This window comes from Eubacterium ventriosum (assembly GCF_025150745.1).
Classification (GTDB): domain Bacteria; phylum Bacillota; class Clostridia; order Lachnospirales; family Lachnospiraceae; genus Eubacterium_G; species Eubacterium_G ventriosum.
In genome coordinates this window covers 679,947-693,032 of the sequence record NZ_CP102282.1, presented here as the reverse complement: position 1 = coordinate 693,032, position 13,086 = coordinate 679,947, and the positions used below count along the sequence as shown (strand labels likewise).

Annotated in this window: 10 protein-coding genes; all 10 read right to left on the bottom strand. The window is 34.8% G+C overall.

What is annotated here, in order from left to right:
• Positions 1-60: 60 nt before the first annotated feature.
• Positions 61-2,043: an excinuclease ABC subunit UvrB gene (gene uvrB / locus NQ558_RS03025; RefSeq protein WP_005361202.1), complete on the bottom strand. Its 1,983-nt coding sequence runs from the start codon at positions 2,041-2,043 to the stop codon at positions 61-63.
• Between the two features lie 163 nt (positions 2,044-2,206).
• Positions 2,207-4,873 carry an EAL domain-containing protein gene (locus NQ558_RS03020; RefSeq protein WP_050750961.1) on the bottom strand — a complete coding sequence of 889 codons (2,667 nt, stop codon included), beginning with the start codon at positions 4,871-4,873 and terminating at the stop codon, positions 2,207-2,209.
• A gap of 12 nt (positions 4,874-4,885) precedes the next feature.
• Positions 4,886-5,092, bottom strand: coding sequence for a hypothetical protein (locus NQ558_RS03015; RefSeq protein ID WP_005361204.1), 207 nt, complete (start codon positions 5,090-5,092; stop codon positions 4,886-4,888).
• 304 nt (positions 5,093-5,396) lie between these two features.
• A complete protein-coding gene (locus NQ558_RS03010) occupies positions 5,397-6,578 on the bottom strand; it encodes a S41 family peptidase (protein WP_156774966.1) in 1,182 nt (393 codons plus the stop codon).
• Between the two features lie 20 nt (positions 6,579-6,598).
• Complete coding sequence (locus NQ558_RS03005) at positions 6,599-7,861, bottom strand: murein hydrolase activator EnvC family protein (protein ID WP_005361206.1); 1,263 nt, start codon at positions 7,859-7,861, stop codon at positions 6,599-6,601.
• Positions 7,862-7,901: 40 nt separating this feature from the next.
• Positions 7,902-8,810, bottom strand: a complete 909-nt coding sequence (gene ftsX, locus NQ558_RS03000; protein ID WP_005361207.1) for a permease-like cell division protein FtsX — start codon at positions 8,808-8,810, stop codon at positions 7,902-7,904.
• Entirely contained in the window at positions 8,800-9,486 is a 687-nt protein-coding gene (ftsE, locus tag NQ558_RS02995; RefSeq protein ID WP_005361208.1) for a cell division ATP-binding protein FtsE, read from the bottom strand. The genes ftsX and ftsE overlap by 11 nt, the downstream gene beginning before the upstream one ends.
• A gap of 190 nt (positions 9,487-9,676) precedes the next feature.
• A complete protein-coding gene (locus NQ558_RS02990) occupies positions 9,677-10,765 on the bottom strand; it encodes a PucR family transcriptional regulator (protein WP_005361209.1) in 1,089 nt (362 codons plus the stop codon).
• 232 nt (positions 10,766-10,997) lie between these two features.
• Positions 10,998-12,116, bottom strand: coding sequence for an ABC transporter ATP-binding protein (locus tag NQ558_RS02985; RefSeq protein ID WP_005361210.1), 1,119 nt, complete (start codon positions 12,114-12,116; stop codon positions 10,998-11,000).
• A 139-nt stretch (positions 12,117-12,255) separates the two neighbouring features.
• A complete protein-coding gene (locus tag NQ558_RS02980) occupies positions 12,256-13,080 on the bottom strand; it encodes a CvfB family protein (protein WP_005361212.1) in 825 nt (274 codons plus the stop codon).
• Positions 13,081-13,086 lie beyond the last annotated feature (6 nt).

Sequence of the window (13,086 nt, the reverse complement as noted above, 5' to 3'; positions counted from 1 at the left end):
TTTCTATCTTTGTTATTTGGTTATTTTATATCTTTTCCAAATAAATTCCGTTATAGATTTTTAGTTATCTTCCTGCAACTTTCTTAATTCTGCCAACTTATCTCGCATTTCAATAGCCGTTTCAAAATCAAGTTCTGCTGCAGCTCTTTCCATTTTCTTCTTAACCTTTTCGATAAGCTTTTTAAGTTCCTTATAATCCATTGATTCAGGATCTTTCTCAACGTCGCTAATCTTTCTGTCCACTTCTTTGGAGATGCTAATAAGGTCTCGAACAGCCTTCTTAATAGTTGTTGGAGTAATGCCGTGCTCATTATTGTATTTCTGCTGAATCTCTCTACGTCTGTTAGTTTCCGTTAAGGCTTTATCCATTGAATCAGTAATATTGTCAGCATACATTATTACGTGGCCTTCTGCATTTCTTGCAGCTCGTCCAATAGTCTGAATAAGTGATGTTTCTGAACGTAAAAACCCTTCCTTGTCAGCATCCAATATTGCAACTAAAGCAATTTCCGGTATGTCCAAACCTTCTCTTAAAAGGTTAATACCAACCAAAACATCAAAAACATCCAATCGCATATCTCTGATAATCTGAGTTCTCTCTAACGTATCTATATCTGAATGAAGGTATTTAACCCTAATTCCCACATCGCGCATATAATCTGTCAAATCCTCAGCCATACGCTTCGTCAAAGTTGTTACCAAAACTTTATTCTTCTTGGCAACTTCCTTGTTAATCTCAGTTATAAGGTCATCAATCTGTCCTTCAACCGGTCTTACTTCAACTTCCGGATCAAGCAATCCTGTAGGTCTTATAATCTGCTCTGCACGGCCTAATTCATGTTCCTGTTCATAAACATTAGGTGTAGCTGACACAAACATCATCTGGTCAATCATGCTTTCAAATTCTTCAAAATTAAGCGGTCTGTTATCCTTCGCCGAAGGCAGTCTGAACCCATAATCAACTAAAGTAGACTTTCTTGACTGGTCACCGGCATACATTCCTCTAATCTGTGGAATCGTAATATGAGACTCATCTACTATTATTAAGAAATCATCTCCGAAATATTCCATTAATGTATGAGGTGTGGCTCCCGGCTCCAAACCTGCCATATGTCTTGAATAGTTCTCTATTCCTGAACAAAAACCTGTTTCTCTTAGCATTTCCATATCAAAATTAGTTCGTTCTGCAATACGCTGTGCCTCTATTAATTTGTCTTCTGATTTAAAATATGCTACCTGTTCCTCTAACTCTTTCTCTATATCCTTAATGGCACGCTCCATCTTTTCAGGTGGCACAACATAATGAGAATTAGGGAATATTGCTACATGTTCAAGCTCGTTCTTAATCTGACCCGTTAAAGCATCAATCTCTGAAATTCTCTCGATTTCATCATCAAAAAATTCAACTCTAATTGCACTATCCGTATACGAAGCAGGAAATATTTCCAGATTCTCTCCACGAACCCTGAAAGTTCCACGTTTAAAGTCCATATCATTTCTGTCATACTGTATTTCAATAAGCTTATGAATAATCTCATCTCTATCTCTAATGGTATTCGGTCTTAAAGACACAACCATGTTCTTGTAATCTATTGGGTCTCCCAAACCATATATACATGAAACTGAAGAAATAATAATTACATCTTTACGCTCCATTAAAGCCATTGTTGCCGAATGACGTAACTTATCTATTTCATCATTAATTGATGAATCCTTCTCAATATATGTGTCTGTGCTTGGAACATAAGCCTCCGGCTGATAATAATCGTAGTAGGAAACAAAATATTCCACAGCATTATTAGGAAAAAACTCCTTAAACTCACCATAAAGCTGAGCTGCCAAAGTCTTATTATGAGCAATAATAAGTGTAGGTTTATTTAATTGTTCAATAACATTCGCCATTGTAAAAGTCTTACCTGAACCTGTTACACCAAGCAAAGTCTGGAATTGTTTTCCTTTCTTAAAGCCTTCAACTAACTCTTCAATAGCCTGTGGCTGGTCCCCGGTAGGCTTATACTCTGAAACTAATTCAAAATGATCCATATGATTTCTCCCAATTAGCTCTAATCAATATTTGAGTATTTTCAAACCCAAATCATTTATCAACTACTTTTCTTAGTATTGTTACTTGTCAAGTATATCATTCAAAAGAACAAAAGTACAGAGCAAAATCGAATGTTTGTTCTGTACTTTTGTTATTCTTTTATTATTCCTCTATTAACTTTTCATATTCGTCCGTAGGTATTGGCTTTGAGAAATAATATCCCTGAATCACTTCTGCTCCAATTGATTTTAAGAAGTTAACCTGTTTTTCTGACTCAACACCTTCTACTACTACCGAAATATTTAATTTTTTGGACAATTCTACAATAGACTCAACAATTATGTTGTTTCTTTCATTTTCATTATCCAAATTTCGCATAAACGCCATATCCAATTTAAGTACGTCTATAGGCGCATCCTTTAACATATTAAGTGATGAATATCCGCTTCCGAAATCATCCATCAAAATCTTAAATCCTGCTTCCTGCAATTCACTTATTATTGAATATATTACCTGCTTTTCCTCAGTATATACTGTTTCCGTAATTTCAAGTTGCAAATCCTTTGGTTCCAAATTATATTTTTCAACCAGCTCCAAAAGATTTGATACCAGATTAGTTGTATAGAAATTTACTCTTGAAACATTAACAGAAATAGGAAGTACACTTCCGTTTTTATCCTTTAAATAACGCAATAACTGACACGTTTTCTCCCAAACATAATAATCAAGCCTTGTTATGTAATTATTCTTTTCAAGTACTGTTATAAATTTAAATGATGGTATCATTCCAAATTTCGGATGTAACCATCTTACCAACGATTCTCCGCCTACAATCTTTTTATGAACAACATCATATTTCGGCTGAACATATATAACAATCTGCCCCTGTTTCATTGCTCCATTTATGTCATTCAGTATGTTCTGTTCAAAGATTAACTGATCTCCCTGTTGTCTGCTATATATACCAACTTTCTTCATTCCTTCTTTTACAGTATCCGTTGCTATCTGTGCCCTGTCACACATAACGTTAATTGGAAGTGTTCTATCATCAACCAAATATAACCCTGTTCGCACAGTTATATTTATTTTCAAATGATAGTCATCAACCAAGTCAAAAGTCTTAATTAAATCGTACTGTTCCTTAGTCAAAAGTGCAAAAAAGTTATCATCTGACATTCTTGCAAGAAGAATATTGTCTCCATCTGTCTGTGAATCTCTGAACATCTTTAATCTGTCAGCCACATGCTTAATAAGCTCATCACCTTCTTCTATGCCATAAATATCATTAACAACCTTTAATCTGTTAATGTTTATGTTCATAATATAAAATTCTTCATCGCTTATTCTAAGTCTTTCAGCAACTTTTTCATAGAAAATATCAATATTATACAAGCCCGTAAGCTTATCAATTTCTACTTTTCTTCGAAGAATTTCATTTTCTTTGCTTTGAATTAATGCATTAGTCTTTTTTGAAATAACAACATATCCAAGAACTATCAATAATATTGCAATTGCAATTCCCAGAATTATCAAAGCAAGATTGTCTTCTATTCGTTCTGTAAGCGAAGCATTATATTTTATTCCGCTGGAATATTTAACACAAACATTATCTATTTCTTCATCTGAAATAGAACTAATCAGCTTGTTTACTACAGATTTCAATATATCATTAACCTGAGCTGAAGCTAACAGACAATATGCAGAAGACTCATTATACTCACTGACTGCTGCCAAACTGTCTGCATAACGTTTACTTTGCATATAATAATTAACTGAATAAATATCATTAATTGCAAAATCAACTTTTCCGGTACGGACAGCCTCCATACATTCTTTTACGCTGTCATATTTCTTAATCTGTTCATCACTGTTTACATATAACAGTTTAGTCTGACTATTATATAATGCATCTTTTACCACAGCTACGCTTGACACTTTATCCTGGCTTATTGAAGTATTCTTACGTTTTACAATTACCTGGTCAACGCTAAAAATATTGTTAGAATGCCAATACTTACCCTTTACTGTTGACACACCTGATCCCAATGAATTTCCTATGTAAAATCTATTAGTCCCCTCTTCCAGAAACTTTTTCGGATCACTTACATATTCTATTCGAATTGATAATTTGGACTTTCCGCCCATCAGGTCAAGAACCCCTTTAAATAATCCTGTAATCTTATGAGCCTCTTTATAGCTATATGGAATACTGTCAGCTTTTAATCCAACCACAATCTCCTTGTATCTTTCAATATATTCATTTTCCTCTTTCGTCAAAAGGGGCTGATTGGAATATGCACTTTCACTATAATATTTATCCTGAAGGTGTTGCTGAAAATAAGGAGAATCATTTCTAATTTCATCTAATGCCCTATCTACTTCAGCCATAAATTTTCCATTCATCTTTCCTGTCACAATGTAGAAAGGCTCCTGATTAAATCTGTCAACAACTCTCATTCCTTTGTGAAGTGATATACTTCCCACTGCTGCAAGGTCAATTTTGTTATCCTTTAAGGCCTGAACAATTTCTGTTTCAGAATTATAATATACCGGTGTATATTTTATTTTATTCTTGTTAGCATAGTTGGTCCATGTTAACATCTGATAGCTGTCTTTTAACATGCCTACTTTTTTGTTATTCATACCTTCTAAATCTTTATAATAAATATTAGATTTAAGATTGGCATATACAATTGTAAACTCGCTTCCAACAGAATAATTAGAAAAAATATAGTCTTTCTCTCTTTCTGCTGTTTTCTGAGCCTGACATATTATGTCGATTTTTCCGTTCTTTAAATCTTTTAAAGTCTGCTCCCATGTATTCTCCACAAACTCATATGTTCAGTTATTGTACTTAGCTATCTCATTCAGATACTCTACGCCATAGCCTTCATAAGAGCCGTCATCCATCTTTTGTATAAATCCCGGATAATCAATATAACCTACTTTAATTACCTTGCTTTCTGCTTTAACAAAAGATACATTAACCGCGCATATCATAAAAATCATTACTGCAATGGATATTAAAATTTTCGTTTTTTTCTTCATAATTTTGTCCCTTTTTTAATACATCCGCCTCTATAATTGCATATTATAGCATTTTAACGTCACGATAACAATGTAAAACCCAGCCTATTAATATGATTTTTAGACAAATAAATAACCAAAACTTTCGTAAAAACTTTGTCTGTTTTGACACTTTACAAATTTAATTTTTTCATAAGCATTTGTCAAAATAAAAAGGAACCTTTTTCATTTACCCTTTTACTTATTTTATACAGTTATTCAAAGCATAGAAAAAGACCATACATATATCTTCGTTTGCAAGATATATGTACGGTCTTTCTGTTCATTATTTCATTAATTCCATAATTGTTTCTTTTGCCTTTTCAAGTTGTGTATCGCTTGTTGCATTTTCTTCCAATTCTGCTTCCACATCAGGAGTTATTCCCTTTCCGTGAATGTTTTTGCCACTTGGAGTATAATAATCCTGAACTGTAAGTTTTACCGCTGAGCCGTCGCTTAATGGAAGAATTGTCTGTACAATTCCTTTACCAAATGACTGTGTGCCTACGATTTTTCCTGCATTAAAGTCCTGAATTGCACCTGCAAAAATTTCTGATGCACTGGCGCTGTCCTTATTCTGCAAAACAACCATCGGCATGTCAAGACACTTGCTGTCTGAAGTCTGCTTTTCCTCATTTCCATATTTATCCTTAGTTGAAACCAAATTTCCTTCAGGAAGTATTTCATCAAGCATCTTGCAGACTGTCTCATATAATCCACCCGGATTGCTTCTAACATCAAAGATAACAGCCTTCATTCCCTGCTTCTTCAAGTCATCCAATGCTTTCGTAAACTGGTCATAAGTAACTTCTTCAAACTGACTTATCTGTATATAACCAATCTTTTTCTTCTTATCAAGCATCTTATATTCAACAGTAGGCTCATTAACCTGATCTCTTGTTATTGTAAAGTCAATGTATTTCTTTTCGGACTCTCTGTAAACAGTTATGTCAACTGTTGTTCCTTTTTCGCCCTTCATTTCAGTAACAACATTGTTAATGTCAACACCAGTTACTTCTTTGCCCTTTACTTTATAAATAATATCTCCGTTCTTTACTCCTGCCTTTGCAGCCGGTGCATCGGCAAAAGCCTTAACTACCGTAATTATTCCTGTTTCAGCATTCTGAGATACCAAAGCACCTATTCCGCTGTAAGTTCCTGACGTCTGTTCCATCATTTTCCGGTATTCTTCTGCCGTGTAATAAACAGAATACGGATCATTTAAGCCTTCCAACAATCCTTTATAAATTCCATCTTCCAAGTCAGATTCATTAACCTTATTTAAGAACTTAGCATCTATAAGTTTATTTATATAATCAAGCTTTTGTGATGTTTTTTCACTGATTGTTTTTCCGGATGTGTTCTGGTTTGCAAAATACAAACCTGTTCCAACACCACCTACCACAACTGCCATGGCAAGCATTCCAAAAAAGAATCCAAGTAAAAAACGGTTCTTATTCTTTTTCATCATGACTCCTTAATTCAAGTTTATTTTAAATAATCCCAAGGATTAACATATGCCCCGTTCTTACGTACTGCAAAATGTAAATGGTTACCCTGTGATGCTCCTGTATTTCCTACAAGTCCAATGCTCTGTCCTGCGCTTACCTTTGTTCCTGCCGAAACTAAAAGTGCAGACATATGCATATATACACTATATACACCATTGCCGTGATTAATACCAATCCAGTTGCCTGCTGTTGTACTATAATTAGCCCACTCTACTGTACCTGAACCTGCTGCAACAATAGTGGTTCCTGCTGATGCCGGAATATCAATACCCTTATGAAATTCAGAACCTCTATATCCATATCCTGAAGATATAGTTGTATGTCCCGGAAGTGGCCATGTAAATCCACCGCCTGAAACTGTTCCACTACTTCCTGAATTTCCACTGTTTGAAGTATCTGTTGTGTTGCTTCCTGTATTTGATGATGTATTGCCTGTACTACTATTTGAACTAGCTGCCTGCTGTTTCTTTGCTGCCGCTTCACGTCTTGCCTGCTCAGCAGCTGCCTGGTTTTTGCTCTGTTCTTCAACAGATGCAACTCTCTTTTCCTGTGCACTGATTTCTGCTTCCAATTCATCAGAAGTAGCCTCATTATGTGCTATCAAATCTTCATAATTCTTAAGTTCCTGCTGCTTTGATGCTGAAAGATTAGTAAGTTTAGTCTGGTCACTCTTCTGCTGTGCCTGTATTGTCTGAAGATTCTTTTTCTCAGTTACAAGAGTACTCTTTGCAGAAGCTATTTTCTCTTTAGTCTTCTTCATCTTATTAAGCATATCTCTGTCATACTGTGATAACTCTGTTATGTACTCTGCCTTATTTAAGAAATCAGTTATGCTCTTTGAATTAAAAATCAAATCTATCATCTGAGTATCACCATTCTCATACATATATTTGATTCTAAGCTTCATATCTTCATACTGCTCATTTATGCTAACCTGAGCATTGTCCAATTCCTTCTGAGTCTTAGATATCTTGCCTTCTGTTTTTGATAATTTCTGATTAGTCTTGTACATCTCTGTAGCCAAATTAGTTAACTTCTTATCAACTGACTGAATATACTCCTGTGCATCAGACTTAGATTTCTGTAGTTTATTATTTTCATCCTGAGCCTGTTGCTTCTGATTCTGCAAATCTGAAAGCTTATTCTTCTCATCGCTAACTGTTCCAAATGCATTAATTGGAATAGCAGTAACTGCCAATGCTGCCACGAGAACAAAACTTAATACTTTAGATTTTCTCATTACTTTCTCCTTATCTCTTTCCCTGTTAACTCAATTAACTTTATACCTTTAAGTGCTTTCTCATTGACACAATTGATCCTATTAAACCAATACCTGCTCCAATTCCAAGTCCTAATGGAACAAGAACCAAAAAAATCTGATGAACTGACGCAAAAGGAATACTGTTGCCAAGTACACCAAATTTAGTCATAATAAGATCAATTAATTTGTCATAAACAAGTCTTATTATAACAAGCGGAATTATTGAACCTAATAAACCGATTGTCACACCTTCTATAATAAATGGTGCCCTTACAAAACTATTAGTTGCTCCAATAAGCTTCATAATTTTAATCTCGTGTCTTCTTACTGAAATACCAATCATAACCGTGTTGCTTATAAGGAAAATACCAACACCAAGCAAAATAATAATCAATGCAATAGACGCATATCCTAACATTTTGCCAAAGTTTGTAAGAAACTCTCTAGTTGGGTTTGAATACTTAACCTGTCTTACACCCTGAACCTTTTCCATTGCTGTTGCAAAAGCTTTCTGGTCGTTAATACTCTTTAAGTAAACTGTGTAAGATGCTGAATTAGCCAATGGATTCTCTTTTGAAAATCCTTCTGCCAAATCAGGATTATCTTTAAAATAATTCTTCTTAAAGCTTTCCCATGCCTGTTCTGCCGATGTATATTCATAGCTCTTTACACGGGAATCTGACTTAATTGTTTTTCCAATATCATCTATTCCCTGCTGGCTTAACCCTTCGTTAAAGAATATTGTTACCCCAACCTGTTGCTCAACTTTTTTTTCCATAAAGTTTACATTTATAATAATTGTAAAAATTACACCTATTAAAAATGTACATGCAGCAATAGTTCCTATTGATGCAAGGGAAAACAGTTTGTTTCTCTTTATGTTTACAAAACCCTGTTTTAAACAGTAGTTTGCTGTTCTAGTATTCATCTGTCTGTTCCTCCCCTTTGCTGTCCTCTACTTTTACACCTTTCTTCATAGTTATGACACGCTTGTTCATAGCCTTAACTATTTCCATGTTATGTGTAACAACAATAACTGTTGTTCCCTGCTCATTAACTTTTTCAAGCAGTTTCATAATCTCCCATGAATTTTCAGGGTCAAGGTTTCCTGTAGGTTCATCAGCCAAAATATACTGTGGTTTATTGACAAGTGCTCTTGCAAGGGCAACTCTCTGCTGCTCACCACCTGACAATTCTGACGGATTGGAACGATATTTTTCTGAAAGTCCCACCAAAGATAATACTCTTGCCACATTCTTTTTAATCTCTCTTGGTGACGCCCCTATTACTCTCTGTGCAAAAGCAATATTTGAGTAAACATCTCTATCCTGTAACAATCTGAAATCCTGAAAAACAACTCCAACCTTTCTTCTATACTTAGCTGTTCCTCTTGATTTAAGCTTTGATAAATTAACATTATCTACCACTATTGTTCCCTCTGTGGGATTTAACTCTTTAAGAAGCAGTTTGATAAATGTTGACTTTCCTGAGCCACTGGCTCCAACAACAAATACAAACTCTCCTTCCTCTATTTCAAGATTTAAATTGCTTAACGCCGGTGCACCGTTGCCATAAGACTTACTTACACCTTCTATTTTAATCATTATATGCCTCCTAATATTCTGCTCTAAATAGAAATATATAACACAAATGTGTTTTTTTTGTGGGTGGGCAAAGCACGTAACAATCCTTGTAATAAAATTTTAATATATTTCTGAATTGAATTTGCTCCACTAGCACAATATGAAGGTCCATAGTGGGCCTTCATATTGCTACATTTTAACTATTTATTTTCTAAAAATCTGTGTTCTCCATATATTTCATGTACTTAACAACCATAAGGGCAATCTTAAATGTAATTGCATCCTCAAATACTCTTAAATCTAGTCCTGTACTCTTCTGCAACTTGTCCAGTCTGTATACTAAAGTATTTCTGTGAATATATAACTGTCTTGATGTTTCAGATACATTCAAGCTGTTTTCAAAGAACTTATTAATTGTTGTTAATGTTTCTTCGTCAAATTCATCCGGTGACTTTCCTTCAAAAATCTCGCTAATGAACATCTTGCAAAGTGGAATTGGTAACTGATAAATTAATCTTCCGATTCCAAGATTATTGTAAGCAATTACGTTCTTAGTGCTAAAGAAAATCTTTCCTACATCAAGGGCCATTCTTGCTTCCTTGTATGAACGTGATACTTCCTTAATCTCCTTAACAATAGTTCCGTATGCTACAGTAGCCTTAACCATTGCCTCTGTGTTAAGCATGTCCACAATTGTCCTTGCTATCTTTTCAATATCTTCATATCCCTGTTTTTCTTCTAACTCCTTAACAAGAATAATGCTTTTTTCATCTACTGCTGTAATAAAGTCTTTCTTATTACCTGAGAACAATGTTCTAACTGTTTCTAAAGCAACACTGTCCTTTTCGTTCTTTGTTTCAATAATACAGACACATCTTCTTGCATCCACATCAATGTACAACTTCTTTGATCTATTATAAATGTCAACAAGGAGTAGATTGTCTAATAATAAGTTTTTGATAAAATTGTCTTTATCAAATCTTTCTTTATATGCAACAAGCAGATTCTGAATCTGGAAGGCAGCCATCTTTCCTACCATAAATACGTCATCGCTTGTTCCCTGAGCTATCAGAATCAGTTCTAACTGGCTTTCATCATAAACCTTAAAGAACTGGTATTCCTGTACTGACTGGCTGTCTGCCGGAGAATTAACAAAGCTAATTATAGCATGTCCAAACTCATCTCCTAACTGGGAAGTACTGGCAATAATCTTTCCGTCTGTATCTGCCACATGTAAATCTACCCTTGAAATACTTTTTATTCCTTCTATTGTATTCTGTAAAATCTGATTTGATATCATAGGCCACTCCTTGTTCTAAAAAATTCGTACATTCTGTCAAACTATATTTTAAACCAGTTTATGACAAAAAACAAGAGAAAAGAGCTAATCAATAGTACTTTTATCTTGTAATTTTTGCCAAAAATCTTTTTACCCCCACTCTTGACAAAGAGCCTAATAAAAAGTCCAAAGGAATTTCTTATTAAGTAAAAAAGACTGCCCAAATCGGGCAGTCTTTTGATAAATATATATATTAGTTTGTGATAACTTTTTCTGTATCCTTATCAAAGATGTGAAGTTTTGTAAGATCCATTGCCATAACAACTTCATCACCAGGTCTAGCTGTTGTACGAGCATTAACTCTTGCTGTACAATCGAATCCTTCAACGTCAAAGTATAAGTATACTTCAGCACCAAGTAATTCGTAAATTCTGATTGTTGTCTTAAATGCACTATCAGGTGACATTTCGATGAAGCTTTCTTCATCATGAACATCTTCTGGTCTGATACCCATAACAACTGTCTTACCAACATAACCACCGTCAATAAGCCTTCTAGCCTGTTCAGCTGGTACTGTAATGTATGTTCTAGCCTGTCCAATGTGGAGCTTAACGTCAGCACCTTCCTGTTCAACTTCTGCATCGATGAAGTTCATCTGTGGTGAACCCATGAATCCTGCTACGAATAAGTTAACTGGCTTATCATATAAGTTCTTAGGTGAATCTACCTGCTGTACAACACCATCCTTCATAACTACGATTCTTGTACCAAGTGTCATAGCTTCTGTCTGGTCATGTGTTACGTAGATGATTGTTGCGCCTAATCTCTTATGAATCTTAGCGATTTCCACACGCATCTGTACTCTTAATTTAGCATCCAAGTTTGAAAGAGGTTCATCCATAAGGAATACCTTAGGGTTACGAACGATAGCACGTCCCATAGCAACTCTCTGTCTCTGACCACCTGATAAAGCCTTAGGCTTACGATCAAGTAACTGTTCAAGGTCAAGAATCTTAGCTGCATCCTTAACTAATCTTTCCTGTTCAGCCTTAGGTACTTTTCTTAACTTAAGACCAAATGCCATATTATCATATACTGTCATATGTGGATATAAAGCGTAGTTCTGGAATACCATTGCGATATCTCTATCCTTTGGTTCAACATCGTTTACTAACTTATCTCCGATGTATAATTCTCCTGATGAAATTTCTTCAAGACCTGCGATCATTCTAAGTGTTGTTGATTTACCACAACCAGATGGTCCTACGAAGATGATAAATTCTTTATCCTTGATTTCAAGGTTAAAATCTTTTACTGCACAGAATCCGTTTGGATATACCTTGCAGATATTTCTTAATGATAAACTTGCCATTTTAAAAATTCCTCCTAGTATTGAAATAGTTTCTCTATCTCGCGTCTGATTGTATTCTAAATCACTGACACTAAAAATGCTATATTGTAAATAAACAAAATAACAAAAAAATCTTTGTTAATATTGCATACAGCCCCTATTATTTATTTAAAAATATGTTACTTTCGCCAATGATTATACGGTGTTCTTTGAGCAATCTGCCGATAGCTCTTTTAAATTCACTTTTGCTCATCTGAAAATCTTCTCTAATTACCTCAGGTTTAGCCTTATCTGTATATCCTAACTGACCACCGTTATTCTCAATGTATTTATATATTTTTTCGGCATCTTCGTCCATTTGTAAATATGCTTTCTTTCTAAGTGAAAGGTCTAATTTGCCATCAGGTCTTACACTTTTTACTCTTGCCTGAATCTGCTGACCGATTTCTAATCTTGTTGTAAGCTCTTTCTTCTGCACAAGTCCGTGATACTTATTATCTACAGCAACAAAAACACCGTACTCAGGATTGTAGTTATAAACTGTTCCTGTTACAACATCATCAGGTTCATATGTTGAGGTACATTTTAAGAACTTATACGCCTTCATTGTTGCACATAATCTGTTACTTTTGTCCAAATATACTCCTACTAATACCTTATCCCCTGACTTAATTGAAACTGTCTGCTCCTTGTATGGCAAAAATAAGTCTTTTTCTAAGCCCCAGTCAAGAAATGCACCATTCTTTGAAACTTCCTTAACTGTCAAAACTGCTGTTTCGTCTAATTCAACTAAAGGCTTGTTTACTGTTGCTATAAGTCTGTCCTGTGAATCTCTGTAAATAAATACCTTTACTTCATCACCAACATTTGCTCCTTCAGGAACCTGCTTCTTTGGAAGAAGCACCTGTTCTTCCTCTGTGCCAAGATATGCACCAAAATCTACCATTCTTACTATTTCTAATTTTTGTGTTCTTCCTAATTCCATTTTTTG